Genomic DNA, 19,511 nt, shown 5'->3' on the forward strand with positions numbered 1-19,511 from the left:
CTCATCATCACAGATGAAAATGCACTTGTCTTATAAATCGGCGTCCAAACATAGCTCGTCTGGCCGAGCTGTTACGATGTCATCTAGTATAGGCGCGCTGATCGTATTGCAAGGCGTGATGTTGTTACCCGCGCACGCTGCTAGCACCGTCAAGACAGGGCAGCGAGTGTTGATGATTGAGATGACCCCTGCGCTATGCAGCATCCAGCCGACACGCGCGCGCATGCGTCAATGTCTAGAAGGCTATTCTTTGACGGTGTCGGGGCTAGATATGGGCTATGGTGAGCGCTGCGGCGTGGGTAGTGAGCCGCGTCTGACACCGCTACAGCTAAAAGTCGTCAATCGTGTCATGCCTGATACCACGGTTCGTAGTCAGGCCTGGCAGCGTTACGGCGCTTGTAGCCCTCTGAGTGCAGCCAGCTACTTTCGTCAAATCACCAACTACGCCGGTGCGCTAAAACTCCCAAACGAGCTTAATACGGGTAACAGCTACACTGTCTCTAAAGCGCGATTTATCAGTCAAATGACGCGCTTAAATAGCGGTATGCCCGCCAGTGGCATTGATCTGATCTGTCAGGCTGGCAATCGTCGTCAGTCGATTTTGACTGACATCCATGTCTGCTATGATGGCAGTGATTTTGGTAAGTGCTATCAAGTGGTAAATAACTGCGGTAGTAAGTTTATCATCTCAGGCGGCAATTAGATGTTGCCGTAATCCAACATGGACACTGAGCGCTATACTATTAGGGTGTGAGCGCTATTTTTTGCAGGCTGTGTTGTCATCCTCTCTTTTTGGTGATTGTTTATGGCCGTGTTTTAGCCTTTATTCGCTGTCTTTTATCTTGTTTCTACCTTGTTTTTGCCCGATTTTTTAAGTGCTAGTAGCCACAGTGTTTTTGTGACCTCGTCGATTATCCTGTATAAAATGTAACAATATAATCCGTGAGAATCCGCGGCGAGCCTCTGATTGTCTCTAGACGATTTGCCAAACGAAGTGCTACACTAGCTCTCGGTTTAGCGCTGCCTTTGTGCAGCAAACAAGTCGATATCTAAAAAGATAATCATCTATTACAATCATGAATGATCTAATCATCAATTAGGGAGTATTCAATGTCAATGAAACAGCCTTTACGTGTTGCCGTCACTGGTGCCGCTGGTAATATCAGCTACGCGATGCTATTTCGTATTGCATCTGGCGAGATGCTAGGTAAAGATCAGCCAGTTATTTTGCAATTGCTTGAAATCACACCAGCGCTTGACGCCCTAAAGGGTGTGGTCATGGAACTAGAAGACTGCGCATTCCCATTGTTGGCAGGTATCGTTCAAACTGATGATGCAAATGTGGCATTCAAAGATGCTGACTACGCGTTACTCGTCGGTGCCCGTCCACGTGGCCCAGGTATGGAGCGTAAGGACTTACTAGAAGCCAACGCTGCGATTTTCTCAGCACAAGGCAAAGCATTGAACGAAGTGGCTAGCCGTGATGTAAAAGTATTGGTCGTCGGTAACCCTGCCAACACCAACGCGCTAATCGCTCAGCGTAACGCACCAGATTTAGATCCACGTAATTTCACTGCCATGACTCGCCTAGATCATAACCGTGCGATGGCACAGCTGGCCGAAAAAACTGACAGCACTGTCAATGACATCAAAAACATGACCATCTGGGGCAACCACTCATCGACCCAGTATCCAGACCTAACGGCTGCGACTGTCAATGGCAAACCAGCGCTAGAGTTGGTTGATCGTGATTGGTACGAAAACACGTACATCCCAGAAGTACAGCAGCGCGGCGCGGCCATCATTAAAGCTCGCGGCGCCTCGTCTGCAGCTTCTGCTGCCAACGCTGCTATCGCTCATATGCGCACGTGGGCACTTGGTACTGACGAGAACGATTGGGTCTCTATGGGTGTTTACTCAAATGGTGAATACGGTATCGCTGAAGGCCTTATCTACTCATTCCCATGCACATGCAAAAACGGCGACTGGTCTATCGTAGACGGTGTTGATGTGTCATCAGAATTCTCAAAAGAGAAAATGGCCGCCACTGAGCAAGAGCTGAGCGAAGAGCGTGATGCGGTAGCACACCTACTACCATAAGCCATGACTTTGCTAAAAGTATGGCAGACAGCCATATAGAAAAGGCCCTCTTAAGAAAGAGGGCTTTTTTTGTGCGTTGACCTCTATTGATACCCTCATCAATACAATTGATAACGTTAGATAAACGTGGATTAACAGCGAACAAAAAAAAGCTTGCTACAATAAATGGGTTCGTTGCAATAATAAGTACAATTAAACCTGCACCATTTAAGGAGAGACAGTATGCTAGGTGAACCTGAATATAATATGAATGAGCTATTTGCCCAGTTAGGACTCGATAGCTCTGATGAGGCGATTAATCAGTTTATCGAAAAAAACAAATTGGCCAAAGATGAAAAACTGGTAGATTCTGATATCTGGACGGACAATCAGCGTATGTTTTTGCAAGAAGAATGGCAAAAAGACGCCGCTTGGGTAGAAACGATTGATGAGTTAAATGTCCGTATGCATCCAGATGCCTAAAAGCTGATATAAAAAACCTAATATAGAAGTATTAGAAAAGCATAAAACCCCCACAGTAAAATATCGACTGTGGGGGTTTTATGTCTAAACATCTTAGCTTCACACCTGTCACATCTGAATATACTAGGGCGTGTTGAACATTCAACCATGGCACTGACAGAGACTATTTTTTAGACGATTCGAAGGTAAAAATAGTAAGCTTAGTCGCTCTAAGCGTCTATTTTTACCAATGAAGCGGCAAAAAAGAGTCCTGTCCCTACGGCTGATGCTAAAATTGCGCCATACTGCGTTGCAAATCTAGCTAAGGCATCTGCATTATCGTCGCTTTGCGCCTTGTCTGGAACAATTTTAGCGATCAGCAGTGCCTATTTGTGAATGTTCAACACGCCCTACTCAATCGGGCTGCTGCGCGCGCCAAGCAATCAGCTCTTTGACATCATTATGGATACCTGTTTTTAGGGCGTCTAAGCTCTCATAATGGCGCTCGCCATGCAAATAATGCAAAAAGCGTACTTGTAGCGTCAGGCCATATAAGTCAGCTTGTAGGTTGGGGAAATGTACTTCTAAGCGCCAGTCGTGGGCTTTGTCGACAGAGGGGCGGATGCCGATGCTGGCCGTGCCAAACAAACTGTGCGGACGCAAACCTGTTATGCCCATATGGTCATCATTAGCCAGTTTTGTTAAACCATCTGCGACTATCTCGCCTTTGTCATCCAAGCTGACCACATCGACGGCAAAGATACCATGCAGCGCAGGCTTTAAGCGCTTAAGCTCGATATTAGCGGTGGGAAAGTCCAGAGTACGGCCGATTTTATCCCCACCGATGACCTCGCCTGTCATTGTATAATCACGGCCAAGCAAGGCGTTGGCCGACGCAATATCTCCTGCCAATAACAAATCACGCACACGGGTTGAGCTGATACGTGCCGCTTTGCCGCCATCATCGACGACGGTATGCAGATTGGTCACGTCTAAGCCATAGCTGCGCAAAAACGCACTGTCGCCCGTCCGGTCATGACCAAATTTAAAATCATCTCCTAGCACTAAGGCTTTGACGTTTAGGCGCAGTGCCAGTAAATCCGCGAATGCCTGCGCCGATAGCGAGCGAAACTCATTATCAAATCCTGCGACAATGAGTGTCTCTACGCCGTACTCTGCAAGTAGTGCCTGCTTTTCTGCCAAGTTAGTGAGGCGAGCAGGGGCGCTTTCTGGCGCAAAAAACTCACGTGGCTGCGGCTCAAATATCATGACGGCAGCGTCAAGCCCACGTGCATCGGCGATATCGCGTACTTGGGCGAGCATCGCTTGATGGCCTAAATGCACACCATCAAAGTTACCGATAGTGAGCACACAAGGCGCTAGCGCTACTGGGTGAGTATGGGCAGGCAGGGCGCTTGGTGTGGCAATCAGTTGCTCAAGAAAATAGGTGTTCATAAATGTCAGCTATGATAAATAAGACCAAATAAAGAAGGAAAAAACACGCCCAGATAAAACATTGAGGTGTCTAAAACCAGCCATTATAAAGTAAAATAGCCATACTAACATCTTATGGTCTATGGATAATACCTGTATCAAACGAACCTGTATCAAACGATTTGTGTCAGCGATGGCTGCATCGCAAAAAACGCGTTTGCTGATCTGCGCTATCGCGGCTTTACTGTCTGTTGATGATGGCCTAGATGGTGAATGTTTTTTCCTCCAAATACCCCGTGTCGCTTTTTAGCTATGGATACTCTATGACTGCTACTTCTTTACCTGCTTTGGCCCCGTCTTACCATCTCAATGATGTATGGTCGGTACAGCATGCTAGAGCAGAGGACTTGCCCGAGGTTGTGGCGATTTACAATCAAAGTATCGCTGGCAAACAAGCCACAGCGCAGCTGACACCCGTGACCTGTGAAGAGCGCGCCGCGTGGTTTGCCGAGCACATAAACAGTCCGACACGGCCTATTTATGTCGTTAGAGCTAGGGTGCCATCGAGGGAGCAAGCGAGCGAGGATACAGCTCAAACAGTGCAAGCGGCGCAAACCAGTCAAAAAACATCACCAATCGTGGCGTGGGGCAGTTTTAGCGATTTATATGCGCGTATGGCTTATCATATCAGCACAGAGATTAGTATCTATCTGCATCAAGACTATCAAGCAAAGGGTTTAGGCAGTTTGCTGACACGCTGGATGCTGACGCAAGCACCAAGTCTTGGTATTCATAATGTCGTCGCGCTAATCTTTGCGCACAATCAGCCAAGCTTAGGAATGTTTGGAAAGCTTGGCTTTGAGCAATGGGGTTATATGCCAAAGGTATGCGATATGCAGGGGTTTGTCGCTGATGTGGTGATGCTCGGTAAAGCGGTGACGTCAGATGGCATCTCAGATAAAACGTCTTAAATGCGTTGATTTGGCATCTTTTGACCGAAGATGTTTATCATTTAAGCGGCCTTTATATACAAGGGGTTCATCTAAAGGACATTGATTAAAAACACCTTAACCTAAACTGTCTTAACCCAAAATTTTCCACTGACCATCTATCTTTTGTAGCTCATAAGTCAGCGGCGCAGGCTCACTTTGGCCTTTTAGCATCAGCTCGCCTGTGATGGTAGCATGCGTTTTATCATCACTATAGTTGGTATCCGTAATGGTGACGCCATCGACTGTTTGTTGAAACGCTGACTGCGTGTTGGCCAGCTCTTCTTCAAAGTTTGCCATATCCACTTCATAATATGAGGCGGATTTTTTGGCATCACCATAATATAAGCTATCTAGCGCTTTTTTTACCGTATCTTCTGGCGTACCTGCTTGGGTTGGATTAGTCACCAAGCTTTTTTGCTTGGCAGAGGCGGTGACAGGATTGACATTATCACTATCGATAGCGGTTTTATCTTCAGTATTGGCCGCTATCTGCTCACGCTTCACGCCATTATCGCTATCGACTGTCTTTACTGCAGTCGTTAGGTCGTCCTCAGAGGTTTTGGCAACAGCTGCTGTCTCTTCAATAGCTGCGGTATCTGCAGTATGATTGGCAGCTGTCTCGACATTATCATTATTGCCACAACCACTCACAAGTAAGCCGGTGCTTAGAACGCCAGCAGTGAGTAAGGTCGGTAAGCGTAGTAAGGTGGATTGTTTCGTTGTCATATTGACCCTTAAAATTTATGTATTCGTTATACGTCAATTATCACAACTATCCGCATCACGCACTATCATTTCTCATATAAGGCTTGTTTTGGTTTGGTAAAGGCGTTGTTTAGCCGTGTTTGAGCTGGCGCGGACGAAAGCCTGTGGCCAATAAAACCACACCGTAGACCGCTGCGCCCACCGCACACATGACGAGCAGAGCAATGATACGCTGCCACTGCGCCTCATCGGTTGGAAAATAAGGCAGCATGACGTACAGGGCGGCAACCATGGCAATCGTAGCAATCGCAAACTGAGCAAACAGTTTCTTCCAATGATTGCCAAAGCGAAAAATCTCACGCTGATATAAGAAATAATACAACAAGCCGGCGTTGACAAAGGCGGCACCTGTGGTGGCTAAAGCCAATCCGCCATGCAGCGGCAGCTCTAAAAAGTAGAAAATACCGATAAAAACCACGCTAAAAATCATATTGGCAAAGACAGAGATAATACCGATTTTTACTGGGGTTTTGGTGTCTTGCCGCGCAAAAAACGCAGGCGCAAAAATCTTAATCAGCATAAAACCTAAAATACCGCCCGCCATACTACGCAGCGCCAGCGCGCTCATCTGTGAGTCACGCAAAGTAAACTCTCCGCGCAAAAACAGCGCCTGCATGAGCACATCAGCTAAGATAAATAACGCCGCCGACGCTGGCACGCCCACCAAAATAATCAGACGTGCCGCCCAGTCGATGGTCTTTTTAAAGCTGACATCGTCTTTTTGCGCTTCGCTCTTTGATAAGCTGGGCAAAATCACCGTCCCGATCGCCACCCCGATGAGCCCAAGCGGTAGCTCGCTCATGCGCTCGGCTGCATAGAGCCAAGAGACTGAGCCACCTATCATTAATGAGGCAAATACGGTATTGAGCAGTAGATTAATCTGGGTGACCGAGACACCAAAGATAGCGGGAAGCATCAGTTGTAGAATACGTCTGACGCCTTCGTGCTTGAAGTCAACCTTGGGCGCGACCAGCAGCTTTTGTTGCCAAAGCTGCGGCAGCTGTATCAAAAACTGTAGCAATCCTGCGATAGCCACTGCATAGCCGAGCGCCATGATCGGTGTGTCAAACATCGGCGCGAAAATCAGCGCGCCCCCAATCATGCATAAGTTTAATAACACGGGGGCAAAGGCTGGCGCGGCAAAGCGGCCATAGCTTTGTAAGATACCGCTGGCAAAGGCGGTCATAGAGATAAACAGCAAATACGGAAAAGTCAGGCGCAGCAGCTCAGCGGTGATGGCAAACTTGTCGGGTTGTTCAGCAAACCCTGGAGCAAACAGTGTCACCACCCATGGCGCGATTAAAATCACCAGCACCGTCAGCATGGACAAGACCAGTAGCAGCGCCCCTGAGGTACGACTGACCAAGATCTGCACCTGCTGTAGGCTATATTTTTCCTTATACTCAGACAGTACAGGGACGAATGCTTGGCTAAAAGCGCCTTCGGCAAACAGACGGCGCAAAAAGTTTGGAATCTTAAAAGCGACCAAAAAGGCATCCATCAGGCCACCTGCGCCAAACACGCCCAATAACACCACATCACGTAGCAGGCCTAAAACACGAGACAGCATGGTCATGCTACTGACGACCATCGTAGAGCGAAATAACCGACTTTTTGCCATAAGAACCTGTTTTGCTATGTTGTTTGCAGATAAGAAGTTGCTGAGTGATAGGTATCAAAAAACTGCCAAATTATAGCACTTTCATTATCGAGATAAATGGAGTGACTGTGGAAATGCTACCAGCCAGTCATCAGCAGCTATCTCACCATTTGGTGAGCAATAAGCTCACGCAGCCGCGCCCATTCAAAAAACTCGCCTGGATCGGTCTTGCGTTCAGGGGCGATGTCGCTGTGTCCAGTGAGGTGACGGCGGGTGTTGGGGTAGGCACTATATATAGCTGCGACGACGGCTGCAAGCGTATGGTATTGCGCGGCGGTAAAGGACACAAAATCAGACCCTTCAAGCTCGATGCCGATGCTATAATCATTACACTCAGGTCGCCCAAGGTAGCTGGACCTACCAGCATGCCACGCACGCTCATTGAAGTTGACAAATTGCGTAATTGCGCCATCACGTTCTATGAACAGGTGCGCTGACACTTCAGCACCTTTGATCGTCTGAAAATACGGATGGGCGTCCCAGTCCAGCTGATTGGTAAATAGTGCTTTGACATAATGCACACCATCAGAGCCGCATGCGCCAAAATCGTTGGGTGGTAGACTGATATTGTGAATGACAATGGTGTCAATGGTAGTGTGCTCAGGTCGCTTATTAAAATTGGGTGATGCAAGCCAAGTGGCGGCCGATAGTAGGCCATCATCGATAGTCATGGATAATGGGATGGTTGAGCTGGGCATAATGTTCTCTTTGTATCGTCGTTTTCGTTATAAATAGGTTGAGCGCAGATGTCAGATGTATGGCATCGATGATGGTGGTTAGCATATTTAGCTTTTATTTAGATTTATATTCATTCATATGATAACGGGCGAGAGTTTCCTCATGTCTATAAAGCCGAGTTTTTCTATAAATTGTACCTCAAGCGCTACTCGCCTGCGAGCGTGCTGCGTGCGTGCACGTTTGCCTTTTGCAGTGGCAGCGCTGCTACTCTCAGCCCAAGTGCAGGCTGTGCTGCCGACGCCTGCGTCCTTGGTGATGACAGGCGAGCTGGCGGCTGCGCCAACCACCACGGCTGATATTAGCCAGACCCCAATGCCGCAGACTGATGGTACCTTGCATAGTCAAGATAGCGAAGCCGAGCAGTTATTAGCCACCTGGCGTCAGCAGGTGCAAGCGCACAGTCTGGCCGAGCATACCACTTGGCGGCGATTGTTGTACTTTTTGGATGATAAAAAATCACTCTTTAATAAAGACGCGCCCAAAAGCCTCATCGATAGTCCTGCGTTTTTTCTCAGCACTGACGGCCAGCACGACGCTGGCGCTGAGCTGGATGCGCTGCTAGTGGTATTGGCCGAGCAGATGGTCGCACCGCCTGAGTCCAAACCCAGCAGCGATGCACAGTCAGCTATTTGTCGGTTTCCTGCGCGCACACACTGGCTCACTCAGAGGCTAGGCATTGATAGCTCAAGCTTGCAGACGGACTGCCCTGAGCTGACAGAGTGGATGGCGATGCTAAACCCCGAGCAGCTGTCCATTATGTTTGCTGAGGAGTACTTGGACAATCCAATCTCCGCGTTCGCCCATACCCTGCTACGTATCGACTCACCGATCAGCGCCGCCGATCCCAGTCAGATTCACCATGCTTACGCCCTCAATGACACCGTCGATGGCGACCCTAACGATGCGTTTGCCGTTTATGCCATTAAAGCCACCAGCGGCGGTTATAATAATAGAATTGAGATTGATCCTTATCCCGAAAAGCTGGCCAAATATCTCAAAGACGATGAGCGTGACGCGTGGACTTATCAGTTGGATTTGACGCCCGCAGAGGTGCGGCAAATCATCCTGCATGTGTGGGAGACTAAGGATTTAGACATTCCTTATTATTTTACCACGGACAACTGCGCCTCTGAGATTCTGCGTCTGATCGATGTGGTGCGCCCCGAGCAGGATTTGCTCAGCCAGCTGCCTTATGTGGTCATTCCCTCCGATGTGGTCAAGCTGCTTAACGACGAATCTTTATTGGCAGATGCTCGCTATACCCCATCGGACAGTACGGTGCGTCAAGCTGAGCTAAATAAAGCCAGAGCCGCGGCTGCACTTGGTTATCAACAATTAACCAATGATGACGCGAGTAATATTCAATCAGTCGCGCGCAATGTGGCATCGAGTATCTCAGCTGGCGATAAAAAGACCATCATAGATCATGGTATTATTGCCTCGGACAACAACCCGGTTGATAGGCATCCATTGCAAGTGGCTCAGATTGGCGCAGGTCAGCGCGGTGATAACGGCTACCTTGATGTGGGGATGCGTTTGGGGTTTCATGATACCTTGGATCGCGCTTCAGGATTTCCGCAGTTTTTTAATCTAGAGGCACTGGCTGCGACAGTGCGCTTTTATGAGACAGACGCCAGTAAAGACCATGAGCCGGACCGTGTGGTGTTAGAGAATTTTACAATACTACGAGGTCGCTCTTTTAATCCTGTCAATACCGCCAAACAAGGCAAAACGTGGGGCGCAAGTGTCGAGGCGACCCGCGTAAATGATGGCTCGCAACCATCAGGGCGCGATCACTTGGTCGGCAGTGTCGGCTACGAGACGGGCTGGTCATGGGCGCTTGGCAACCCAAAAGCTGGCAGCGGAGAGATGCCGCCGCAGCTATGCTACGCTCTATTGTCAGGGAAGGGGCAAGCAGGCCGCGGCATCCATAAAGGCTTTCGTGTCGGTGCTGGGGTCAATGCAGGCTGTGACTATCAGATTAACAATCAGTTACGCGCGCAGGCCCAATTGCAATTGCCATATTGGTATCATGGCAGCAGTGACGACCCAGGCGCTCGCAGTCATTATTGGCAGCCAATCTCAAGCATCGGCCTACAGTACGATATCGATAAAAATCAAGCAGTGCGCATCAATGCCAGCTATGAGTGGCAGGAGCGTATCGATGCCAATGACGATATACAGCTGTCATACCGACGCTATTTTTAAGGATATAAAATGAGCATGCACCTACTGATTATCGGACAAGGCGACATCGGACGGCCTGTGACCAATAAACTGGCGCAGGACGGTTTGTCAGTCACCGGTCTTGCCCGCCGCACCCGCGAGCACTATGATTTAAATGATCAAGCAAGCTTTATGCAAGCAGATGCCTTATGCTTGAGCGCTGATGAGCTACAAGACTTTACCCATCTGGCGATTATCGTCACGCCGGATGACCACTCAGCCAGCGGTTATCAAAACAGCTATTTAGCGATTGCTCAGCATGTAGCCGCGCTGGCCGAGCAACTGCCATATCTTACGCGCGTTGTGTTTATTTCGTCAACGGGCGTTTATGGGCAGGATAGCGGTGAGTGGATAGACGAAGAGACGGTGCCGACCCTGCCTAAGCGCGAAGCTTCGCAAATTATCTTGCAAGCAGAAAAGGTACTGCAGCAAGGCTTTGGTGATCGCGCCATTGTCATTCGCCCTAGTGGTATCTATGGGCGCGAGCGTCTGATGCGCCTGCGTCAAGCCCGTGATCCGCAAAAAAAACCCGTCGCCGCCGCCCACTGGAGCAATCGTATTATGGATAGCGATTTGGTCAATATCATCGTCAACGTCTTGACCATCGCTACGCCAAAGCCGCTTTATATTGCGACGGATTATGCGCCAGTCACCACCTTGGAGCTTGGTGTTTGGCTCAGTGAGCAAGTGGGAGAAGTACCGCCAGCGATAGCGGATGAAAAAACCGCTGTCACGGGCAAGCGTCTGCACAGCAATATACCATTAGCGTGGCTTGATTATCCTGACTGGCAAGTAGGTTACCGTGATATTTTGCGCCATCAAGCGTAAAATAGCCGTCTATCATCAACCCTATCGTTCAGTTATTTTAAAACCGATACAGCACAGCTGGTACTTATTTCGCGCTTATCGTTTTTTATCATTGATGGAGATTTCATGACCCAGCCTTCTACTTCTGAGAGCCGCTTATCTACTGCAAAGCACGCAGCAGGCGACATGCTGGCAGAAGGCAATGCTGAGCGCTCCTCTACGTTGCCTGATAGTCAGCAGCCTGCCATCGTACACCCTAATTTTGACCCAAGCCAAGCGCCGCTCGATCCTGCACGGCCGCTAAGTGATATTCCAGAGCCAGCACGGAGGCTGAACGGTCAGCTGCGCCGGCTCTACGGCAACTCTAAACGGTTCTATCAGCCTTGTACCAGCAGCTTATCGAAGTGGGCGCTGATTGCCTCTGAGGCGTTGGCTGAGCATTTGGCGCTATTACAGGCAGCAAAGCTTGTCGAGCTGCCTGACAGCTTTTATCAAAACCACAGCGAACAGCCGCTACTATCGCCACTAAGTGGCATGATACTGTTGGATATGGCCGATATCCATCAGGCCATGCGCGCGTATCCAGCGCTCCATCGTTATGGTTTTGCGCCTGCTGGCCGCTCGATAAAAACCCACCAAACAAGCGCAGGCTCGCCTAAGAAGACCAAAGATTCTACCGCCTCTTTGCGCGCTCTTATCAAACGTTATAATCCTGACGAGTTACTAAGCGATGCCTATGCTGATGACTGGCAGGTGATCTTGCAGCCGCAGCAGTTTGAAACGGGTGAAGGCAGCTTGGCCACTGACATCATGGCGTGCAGCGCGGCGGTTCATGCGCTAAAGCAGTGCCAGACGCGTAAAAGCATCAATCACCGCTATAGTGCGGCGCAAGTGTGCCAGTACGTACGCAGCTATTTGCTCAGTCAGGTGATCTGTGAGCCTGCGCAGCGCCATGTTTATCGGCAAATTCGAGTGTTTGCAGGGCATATCGTGGTCGCCGCCTACTATTTGGGCTGGGACATACAAGTCAGCCATGACGGTCACTGTTACTTTAACCTCTCATCGCGTAATGGCTTATTGATGCGTTATCCCAATATGCAGGATTATGCCATCAACGGTTGGTCAAGCTGATCAATAATGCGTACAATAACGCCACTTTTTTGCCTTTTTTTGCCAATAGGAATATCTCATGCTAAATGCCGCAACTGCTGACGCTCAAACCGCCTCTTTTTCTTCTCATCAATTTATTCAGCTGGCGCTTGATAACCAAGTGCTTAAGTTTGGCGAGTTTGTCCTAAAGTCTGGTCGTATCAGCCCCTATTTTTTTAATGCAGGCTTGCTGGCGACAGGTGAGATGTTGTCTCTGCTGGCACGCGGCTATGCAGATGCTTTGGCGGCACAAATGACCAAAAGTGACGAGGCGGACATGCAAGAGCTGGTCATCTTTGGTGCGGCTTATAAAGGCATTCCCTTTGTTGCTGCCACCGCGCAAGCGTTGTGGCAGCATCACGGTATCAACGCCAAATGGGGCTATAACCGCAAAGAAGCCAAAACACATGGCGAGGGCGGTAACTTGGTGGGTGCAGATGTCAGCGGTAAGGCAGTCTGGGTGCTCGATGATGTGATTACGGCTGGCACAGCGATGCGTGAAGTGGTCGAGATACTCGAGCAAGCGGGCGCCAGCGTGGCAGGTATTATCGTGGCGCTTGATCGCAAAGAAAAAGGCCAAGGTGAGCACTCTGCTATCCAAGAGCTGGCCGCGACGCTAAACGTACCAGTACGAGCATTGGTCGATATCGACGATCTGATCAGCTATTTGGCAGCGGCAAACGGCCAGTACAAAGACGCTACCCAACTTGCAAAAATGCAGCATTACCGCGCGCAGTACGGTGTATAGTTAGTCATTGTCGCTATAGTGGCTGCTGCTCTGTGATGGACAGTATACATATCGGCTGTATATCAGTTATATATCAGCGCGCCTAAACAATCTAATATAAATGAGTCTTATTATGAGCCAAGAAAATCAAAAGAAATCCTTACGCATATTGGTCATCATGGACCCTATCGAGCAGGTCAATTATAAAAAGGACACCAGCTTGGCGATGATGTGGGCGGCTCAAGACCGTGGTCATACGCTTGGCTATTGTCAGATTCATGATCTGTGGCTGGATCGCGGTCAGTTGATGGCTGATACCCAGCCTGTGACGGTCAAACGTGATCCGGCAAACTTTTATAGCTTGGGCGACAAGGCCACAGGCGCGATCAGTGATTATGAAGTGATTTTGATGCGTAAAGATCCACCGTTTGACATGCGCTTCATTTATGCCACTTATATGCTGGATCATGCCAAGGCAGCAGGCGTATTGGTGGTCAATGACCCACAAGCGATTCGCGACTGTAATGAAAAGCTGTTTGCTACTTGGTTTAGCGACTATATGAGTCCGACGATTGTGACCAGCAAACAGGCGCACATTCGCCAGTTTATCGCCGAGCAACAAGACGTCATCGTCAAACCCTTAGACGGCATGGGCGGCACCGGTATTTTTCGCCTGACCGCTGACAGTCCGAACATCGGGGTGACGCTAGAGATGTTGACCGAGCTTGAGACTTTGCCGATCATGGCGCAGCGCTACTTACCTGAAATCGCCGAGGGTGATAAGCGTGTGCTCATCGTCGATGGCGTGGTGGTCGATTATAGCTTGGCACGTATTCCAGTCAAAGGCGAGACGCGTGGCAATCTTGCGGCCGGTGGTAGTGGGGTGGCGATGCCGCTCACCGATATGGAGCGTCAAGTGGCAGAGGTCGTCGCGCCCATCGTCAAAGAAAAAGGTCTTATGTTTGTCGGGCTTGATTTGATCGGCGGCCGTATTACAGAGATTAACGTTACCAGTCCAACTTGTGTACGCGAGATAAATGACCAATGTGGCACCGATATTGCCACAGATTTGATTATCGCAATCGAGCATAAGTGTGCTGAATAAACAAAGCAGTAACGATAGCGTAATTTATTACTAAAGTATGTGCACAATGAGAAAAAAACCTTATGCTAAGATGGGGCCGAAAAATGCGCCTCTAAGCACCCGCTAATAACGCCCAAGCCGTGATTTTTCATGGCTTGGATTTTTGTTATTAACCGTGCATAAAGTACTATATATCAGCCCATAATTTACACTATACTATGCCAGCTTTCGGCGGGTCGTTTTGGACGGTAATCCATGACCACGATAGGACAGTAAGTGCTTCATATAAATACAAAAAAGATAGGCAGGGTTCATGAAAACACCGCATATACTAATGATGGCTGCTGGGACAGGTGGTCACGTGTTTCCGGCACTGGCTGTTAGTGAAGAGCTGAGCAAACGTGGCGCGGTGATTCACTGGCTGGGCACGCCCGCTGGTATGGAAAACCGCTTGGTCGAGCCGACAGGCTACCGCTTTCATGCAATCGATATGCAGGGTCTGCGTGGCAAGGGCGTTGGCCGTCTATTAAAGCTGCCGGTGACCCTGCTTTCGGCGACGATGGCGGCTATCAAAGTGATTCGTAGCAATCAGATCGATATGGTGGTGGGTTTTGGAGGCTATGTCACCGCGCCTGGCGGTATTGCAGCGCGTTTGACCAAAACCCCACTGATCATTCATGAGCAAAACGCCATCGCTGGTATGAGCAATCGCTATTTGTCCAAGATGGCAACCAAGGTGTTACAAGCGTTTGAAGATACATTTGCCAATAGTCAGCAGGATGCTAAGCTTGAGACGGTGGGCAACCCTGTGCGCAACACCATTACGGGCGTCACAAAGCCAACTGAGCGTTATGATATCCACGACAGCACGCCCCTAAAGCTGTTAGTAGTAGGCGGATCGCTGGGTGCACAGGCGCTCAACACCAATGTGCCCAAGGTTTTGGCGCTATTAGATCAGCCGTTTGATGTGCGTCACCAATGCGGCCGTAATAATGAACAAACGACGCAAGCAGCCTACGATCATGAGGATTTGAGCCAGCACACGTTTGTGGTACAGCCTTTTATCGATGACATGGCCGCCGCCTATAATTGGGCCGATGTCATCGTATGCCGTGCCGGCGCTCTGACGGTCACTGAGATTCAAAACGTCGGTATTGCGGCGATTTTTGTGCCATTGCCACACGCTGTGGATGACCATCAAACCGCCAATGCCCGCACGTTAACTGACCACGGTGCTGCGATTTTATTGCCGCAGTCTGAGCTGACCGCGCAGCGCTTGAGCCAAGAGCTGGCGGCCCTGGATCGCGCGACGTGTTTGGAGATGGCCAAAAAGGGCCATGCGCTTGCCAATCGCCATGCCAGCAAGCAAGTTGCCGATATCATTTGGCAAACGCTATAGTTTCTATCGTGGTCAGCGACAGGCTTTGAGGCTGATTGTCTTAATCAGTTGTTATTTTGACTTACCCTATTTTATTCGCCTTTAATAAAGAGAGCTTCTTATGTCTACCTCTGAAAAAGATCTACCCAAGCGATTGATCGAAATACCAGAAATGCGCCGTATACAACATTTGCATTTTGTCGGTATTGGCGGCTCGGGCATGTGCGGTATCGCAGAGGTGATGAGCAATCAAGGCTATCAGGTCAGCGGCTCTGATATTGCCGAGAGTGTGGTGACGCGCCGCTTACAGCAGATTGGTATCGATATATCGATCGGGCATGATTCTAAAAACATCGCCAATGCCGATGTCATCGTTGTGTCCTCCGCGATTGATCGGAGCAATCCTGAGGTCAAAGCCGCGTTAGAAGCACGCCTGCCTGTGGTGCGCCGTGCTGATATGTTGGGCGAGCTGATGCGTTATCGTCATGGTATCGCGGTTGCTGGTGCACATGGCAAGACCACCACCACCAGCTTATTGACCACGATGATGGCAGAGGCGCAGCTAGACCCAACCTACGTCATCGGCGGTAAACTCAATGCGTCTGGCAAAAACGCCGCGCTCGGTAGCAGTCGTTATCTGGTGGCAGAGGCCGATGAGTCAGATGCGTCGTTTTTGTCCTTGCATCCGATGGCGGCGATTGTGACCAATATCGATCAAGATCATATGGACACTTACGAAAACAGCTTTGATAAGCTCAAAGCGGCTTATATTCAGTTTTTACAAAATATGCCGTTTTATGGTTTGGCTGTGGTTTGCGGTGATGATCCTGAGCTGTATGCGATGATTGATGATATTGGCCGTCCAGTATTAACCTTTGGGCTTGAACCTTTTAATGATGTGCAAGCGATCGATGTGGTGAGTGAAGGCACCAAGACTCATTTCACTGTATTGCGCCGCGACCGGGAGCCGCTGCGTCTGACCTTAAATATCCCTGGCATCCATAACGTCTACAATGCGCTGGCCGCTATCACCATGGCGACCGATGAAGGCGTTGATGACGAGGCGATTACTCGCGCTTTGCAAAAGTTTGAAGGCGTTGGTCGCCGCTTTGAGCAGCACGCCGCTGTGCCTATCGATGAGGGTGATGTGTTACTCATCGATGACTATGGCCATCATCCAAAAGAAGTCGATGCAACGATTAAAGCGGCGCGCCAAAGCTTTCCGGATCGCCGCTTGGTGATGCTTTTTCAGCCGCACCGTTATACCCGCACGCGTGACTGCTATGATGAGTTTGTCGAAGTGCTCTCAAGCGTCGATGAGTTGTTGTTATTAGAGGTTTACTCTGCAGGCGAAAATCCGATTGCTGGTGCTGATACCAAATCCTTAGCACGCAGTATCCGTCTGCGCGGTGAGGTCGAGCCGACGATTATCGATAAGGACAATTTGGCCCCTGCTATGCAGCGTTTATTAAAGGCCAATGACATGCTGCTCACTCAAGGCGCTGGTAATGTTGGGCAGATTGCTATCGACTTGGCCGCAAACAACCTTTATATCCAGTAAGCTAAAAGACTTTTAGGAATTATCCTCATGACGATACAAACTCAGCAAGACACTCCAGATAGACTGGCAGAGACGCTAAAACAAGATAAGCCTATCACTGAGGATAAAACCATTATCATCAACCCAGAGCCAGCCATCGCAGCAGCGGCACAAGCAGGGAAGAGCAGTATGGAAAACAAGCAATCAACCAAAGAGCAGTCATCAAAAGCGGTGACCTCTAAAGTCAAAAATGCCAGTGAATTTGGTAAAGTGGCCGTTGTTTATGGCGGCAGCAGTAATGAGCGTAGCGTGTCACTAGACAGCGGGGCTGCTGTATTGCAGGCTTTGCAAAACCAAGGCGTTGATGCCACCCATTTTGATCCTAAGCACCAAGACATCACCGAGCTGCGTCAGTATGATCGCGTGTTTAATGTCTTGCATGGCCGCGGCGGCGAAGACGGTCTGCTACAAGGCGTGCTGCAATGGTTCGATATTCCGCAGACAGGCTCAGGTATTTTGGCCTCGGCACTGGGTATGGATAAAGTACGCACCAAGCAGTTGTGGCAAGGATGCGGCCTATCAACCGCGCCATTTTCATTATTGACAGCCGACACCGATTGGCAGCAAGTGGTCAATATGCTGGGTTTACCGCTCATTATCAAACCGGTGCATGAGGGTTCGAGCATTGGCATGACCAAAGTCAACAATCTCGACGAGCTACCTGCTGCCTATGCAACAGCCGTGCAATGCGGCGACGCGGTTATGGCAGAGCGCTGGATTACTGGTCGTGAGTTTACCATCGTGATCATCGATGACGAGGCCTACCCTGTAATTCGCCTTGAGCCTGCTGATATCACCAATTTTTATGATTTTGAGGCCAAATACAATCGTAACGACACCAGCTACTATATCCCTTGTGGTTTAAGTGCCGCGGACGAAAAGCACTTACAAGAGCTGAGTTTGGCGGCATTTCGAGCCGTCGATGCCAAAGGCTGGGGCCGCATCGATGCCATGCAGGATGAGGCGGGCAACTTTTGGCTGCTAGAAATCAACACAGTACCCGGGATGACCAGTCATAGCTTGGTGCCGATGGCAGCAAAAGCGCGCGGTATGGATTTCGACTCGCTGTGCTGGCATATTTTGTCTCAGACTGTGTAGGGATGGTTATCAAAGGCCATTTTATCTAAAAAACAGTAGGGTGTGAAAACGTATAATGTATCGCTAGCGCTGCTGTATCATAGGTTCATGTAAACTTGTGTAAATTCATAGTCACTCTTTGGGGTTAGGCTATTGTTTGACCACAAAATACGTTAATATTGTAATTATTGGGTTGTTTTGGTGATATTTGTGTTTTTTATGAGTAGCTGTCATAAGTCGTTCATAAAGTGACAAAAATGTTACATTTAACAGAGCGCGATAGTACGATAAGTGTCATTTTCTGCTGAGAATTTGCTAACCTACTATTTAAACGGTTTGCAGCGTCGATGAGCAAATTTATATCAACAAACAGCATGAGCAATCTATGCAAATATAGGGAAAAAGGTCATTATGGCTCAAACCGTCAACGAGGCAACTGACTTGATGAGTGATAAAACCCGTCGCCCGACCTCTAGTTTTCAAGTACCGACTTCGGTTAGATACTTATTTATGGTCTTGGTACTAGGTTTGTTGGTACTGATACTGCTGATGGGCGGCAAAGCGCTGCGTGATGCACCGCCAGCTGCTATTCATGTGAGCAATCAGGGCTTGACCGTGACGCAGTATCGTTCGCTCAGCCAAGTGATGAATCAGCAAAAAGTCAGTAGTTTCTTTACCTCTGATTTGCAAGCGCTCAGAGACATCGCAACCGGACTGCCATGGGTCGATCAAGTGAGTGTCTCACGCGATTGGCAACGCGGTATCGTGGTGACGGCACTGCCCAAACAAGCGGTCGCGAACTTCGGTACAGAGCGACTGGTCGATGCAAAAGGCGCGGTTTTTGTGCCTGCTGATAGCAAAGATCTGGCGCAAGAGGGGTTTGCAACGCTGCAAGGTGAGATATCACAAGCACCAGTCATCATGCAGCAAATGCAGCAAGTCAACGACTGGTATGCACCGCTAGGTATACAGGTCGAGGATATCATCTTATCACCTAGAATGACGTGGCTGATTCGTTTTGATAATGGGTTACGAGTGATTGTCGATAATGAAAACACGGCGCAAAAACTGCTTAATCTGAGTCAACTACTGGCCAATCAGTTAAGCGATCGCCGCGATGAGATACAGTCAGTGGACTTGCGTTACAAAAACGGCTTTACCATTTCTTGGGATATCAGCGCGTCACCAGCGCGCTCATCATAATCGGTAGGGATGCTGAGTAAAAAAATGATAAGAGCCGGCTCAGAAAGAAAAGCATGAGCGGTCATGCATAAACCTGATAAACAGCCAGTCATAGCCCAACGACAGATAGACGCTGTTTATTTAGGACAAG

General features: G+C 49.2%; 17 protein-coding genes. 13 read left to right on the top strand and 4 right to left on the bottom strand.

Features of this window, described 5'->3' with window-relative positions; all coding sequences use genetic code 11:
- Positions 1–76: 76 nt before the first annotated feature.
- From R0I52_RS04435 to R0I52_RS04445, 3 genes are all read left to right on the top strand, one after another.
- Positions 77–703: a ribonuclease T2 gene (locus tag R0I52_RS04435; protein WP_317053332.1), complete on the top strand. Its 627-nt coding sequence runs from the start codon at positions 77–79 to the stop codon at positions 701–703.
- A gap of 407 nt (positions 704–1,110) precedes the next feature.
- Positions 1,111–2,100, top strand: coding sequence for a malate dehydrogenase (locus tag R0I52_RS04440; protein WP_178379285.1), 990 nt, complete (start codon positions 1,111–1,113; stop codon positions 2,098–2,100).
- A gap of 222 nt (positions 2,101–2,322) precedes the next feature.
- Positions 2,323–2,562 (top strand): DUF2789 domain-containing protein, encoded by a 240-nt coding sequence (locus R0I52_RS04445; RefSeq protein WP_105244085.1) that lies wholly within the window; start codon positions 2,323–2,325, stop codon positions 2,560–2,562.
- Positions 2,563–2,955: 393 nt separating this feature from the next.
- Here the strand turns inward: R0I52_RS04445 and ribF are convergent, their stop codons facing one another.
- Complete coding sequence (gene ribF, locus R0I52_RS04450) at positions 2,956–3,996, bottom strand: riboflavin biosynthesis protein RibF (RefSeq protein WP_317053333.1); 1,041 nt, start codon at positions 3,994–3,996, stop codon at positions 2,956–2,958.
- A 302-nt stretch (positions 3,997–4,298) separates the two neighbouring features.
- Here ribF and R0I52_RS04455 point away from each other — a divergent pair, with 302 nt between their 5' ends.
- Positions 4,299–4,946 carry an N-acetyltransferase family protein gene (locus R0I52_RS04455; protein WP_317053334.1) on the top strand — a complete coding sequence of 216 codons (648 nt, stop codon included), beginning with the start codon at positions 4,299–4,301 and terminating at the stop codon, positions 4,944–4,946.
- Positions 4,947–5,057: 111 nt separating this feature from the next.
- Here the strand turns inward: R0I52_RS04455 and R0I52_RS04460 are convergent, their stop codons facing one another.
- The 3 genes from R0I52_RS04460 to ampD form a co-directional block, all read right to left on the bottom strand.
- Positions 5,058–5,693, bottom strand: coding sequence for a hypothetical protein (locus R0I52_RS04460; protein ID WP_317053335.1), 636 nt, complete (start codon positions 5,691–5,693; stop codon positions 5,058–5,060).
- 109 nt (positions 5,694–5,802) lie between these two features.
- Positions 5,803–7,353, bottom strand: a complete 1,551-nt coding sequence (gene murJ, locus R0I52_RS04465; RefSeq protein WP_317053336.1) for a murein biosynthesis integral membrane protein MurJ — start codon at positions 7,351–7,353, stop codon at positions 5,803–5,805.
- Positions 7,354–7,490: 137 nt separating this feature from the next.
- A complete protein-coding gene (ampD, locus tag R0I52_RS04470) occupies positions 7,491–8,090 on the bottom strand; it encodes a 1,6-anhydro-N-acetylmuramyl-L-alanine amidase AmpD (RefSeq protein WP_317053337.1) in 600 nt (199 codons plus the stop codon).
- A gap of 142 nt (positions 8,091–8,232) precedes the next feature.
- On the opposite strand from ampD, the gene R0I52_RS04475 reads away from it, so the two are divergent.
- The 9 genes from R0I52_RS04475 (at position 8,233) to R0I52_RS04515 (ending at position 19,381) form a co-directional block, all read left to right on the top strand.
- Positions 8,233–10,338, top strand: coding sequence for a DUF4105 domain-containing protein (locus R0I52_RS04475; RefSeq protein WP_317053338.1), 2,106 nt, complete (start codon positions 8,233–8,235; stop codon positions 10,336–10,338).
- A gap of 9 nt (positions 10,339–10,347) precedes the next feature.
- Positions 10,348–11,184, top strand: a complete 837-nt coding sequence (locus R0I52_RS04480; RefSeq protein ID WP_317053339.1) for an SDR family oxidoreductase — start codon at positions 10,348–10,350, stop codon at positions 11,182–11,184.
- 105 nt (positions 11,185–11,289) lie between these two features.
- Positions 11,290–12,294 carry a hypothetical protein gene (locus R0I52_RS04485; protein WP_317053340.1) on the top strand — a complete coding sequence of 335 codons (1,005 nt, stop codon included), beginning with the start codon at positions 11,290–11,292 and terminating at the stop codon, positions 12,292–12,294.
- 58 nt (positions 12,295–12,352) lie between these two features.
- Positions 12,353–13,060 carry an orotate phosphoribosyltransferase gene (gene pyrE, locus R0I52_RS04490; protein WP_075100446.1) on the top strand — a complete coding sequence of 236 codons (708 nt, stop codon included), beginning with the start codon at positions 12,353–12,355 and terminating at the stop codon, positions 13,058–13,060.
- A gap of 112 nt (positions 13,061–13,172) precedes the next feature.
- Positions 13,173–14,144 (top strand): glutathione synthase, encoded by a 972-nt coding sequence (gene gshB, locus R0I52_RS04495; protein WP_317053341.1) that lies wholly within the window; start codon positions 13,173–13,175, stop codon positions 14,142–14,144.
- Between the two features lie 292 nt (positions 14,145–14,436).
- Positions 14,437–15,522: an undecaprenyldiphospho-muramoylpentapeptide beta-N-acetylglucosaminyltransferase gene (murG, locus tag R0I52_RS04500; RefSeq protein ID WP_317053342.1), complete on the top strand. Its 1,086-nt coding sequence runs from the start codon at positions 14,437–14,439 to the stop codon at positions 15,520–15,522.
- Between the two features lie 100 nt (positions 15,523–15,622).
- Positions 15,623–17,062: a UDP-N-acetylmuramate--L-alanine ligase gene (gene murC, locus R0I52_RS04505; protein WP_317053343.1), complete on the top strand. Its 1,440-nt coding sequence runs from the start codon at positions 15,623–15,625 to the stop codon at positions 17,060–17,062.
- 168 nt (positions 17,063–17,230) lie between these two features.
- On the top strand, positions 17,231–18,199 hold the full coding sequence (locus R0I52_RS04510; protein WP_317053774.1) for a D-alanine--D-alanine ligase: 969 nt from the start codon (positions 17,231–17,233) through the stop codon (positions 18,197–18,199).
- Positions 18,200–18,589: 390 nt separating this feature from the next.
- On the top strand, positions 18,590–19,381 hold the full coding sequence (locus R0I52_RS04515; protein WP_317053344.1) for a cell division protein FtsQ/DivIB: 792 nt from the start codon (positions 18,590–18,592) through the stop codon (positions 19,379–19,381).
- Positions 19,382–19,511 lie beyond the last annotated feature (130 nt).

The organism is Psychrobacter sp. CAM01 (genome assembly GCF_032842965.1).
GTDB lineage: Bacteria > Pseudomonadota > Gammaproteobacteria > Pseudomonadales > Moraxellaceae > Psychrobacter > Psychrobacter celer.

Coding starts and splice junctions, on each gene's coding strand:
- R0I52_RS04435 (WP_317053332.1), top strand. CDS start 77: ATGTCATCTAGTATAGGCGCGCTGATCGTATTGCAAGGCGTGATGTTG.
- R0I52_RS04440 (WP_178379285.1), top strand. CDS start 1,111: ATGTCAATGAAACAGCCTTTACGTGTTGCCGTCACTGGTGCCGCTGGT.
- R0I52_RS04445 (WP_105244085.1), top strand. CDS start 2,323: ATGCTAGGTGAACCTGAATATAATATGAATGAGCTATTTGCCCAGTTA.
- ribF (WP_317053333.1), bottom strand. CDS start 3,996: ATGAACACCTATTTTCTTGAGCAACTGATTGCCACACCAAGCGCCCTG.
- R0I52_RS04455 (WP_317053334.1), top strand. CDS start 4,299: ATGACTGCTACTTCTTTACCTGCTTTGGCCCCGTCTTACCATCTCAAT.
- R0I52_RS04460 (WP_317053335.1), bottom strand. CDS start 5,693: ATGACAACGAAACAATCCACCTTACTACGCTTACCGACCTTACTCACT.
- murJ (WP_317053336.1), bottom strand. CDS start 7,353: ATGGCAAAAAGTCGGTTATTTCGCTCTACGATGGTCGTCAGTAGCATG.
- ampD (WP_317053337.1), bottom strand. CDS start 8,090: ATGCCCAGCTCAACCATCCCATTATCCATGACTATCGATGATGGCCTA.
- R0I52_RS04475 (WP_317053338.1), top strand. CDS start 8,233: ATGTCTATAAAGCCGAGTTTTTCTATAAATTGTACCTCAAGCGCTACT.
- R0I52_RS04480 (WP_317053339.1), top strand. CDS start 10,348: ATGAGCATGCACCTACTGATTATCGGACAAGGCGACATCGGACGGCCT.
- R0I52_RS04485 (WP_317053340.1), top strand. CDS start 11,290: ATGACCCAGCCTTCTACTTCTGAGAGCCGCTTATCTACTGCAAAGCAC.
- pyrE (WP_075100446.1), top strand. CDS start 12,353: ATGCTAAATGCCGCAACTGCTGACGCTCAAACCGCCTCTTTTTCTTCT.
- gshB (WP_317053341.1), top strand. CDS start 13,173: ATGAGCCAAGAAAATCAAAAGAAATCCTTACGCATATTGGTCATCATG.
- murG (WP_317053342.1), top strand. CDS start 14,437: ATGAAAACACCGCATATACTAATGATGGCTGCTGGGACAGGTGGTCAC.
- murC (WP_317053343.1), top strand. CDS start 15,623: ATGTCTACCTCTGAAAAAGATCTACCCAAGCGATTGATCGAAATACCA.
- R0I52_RS04510 (WP_317053774.1), top strand. CDS start 17,231: ATGGAAAACAAGCAATCAACCAAAGAGCAGTCATCAAAAGCGGTGACC.
- R0I52_RS04515 (WP_317053344.1), top strand. CDS start 18,590: ATGGCTCAAACCGTCAACGAGGCAACTGACTTGATGAGTGATAAAACC.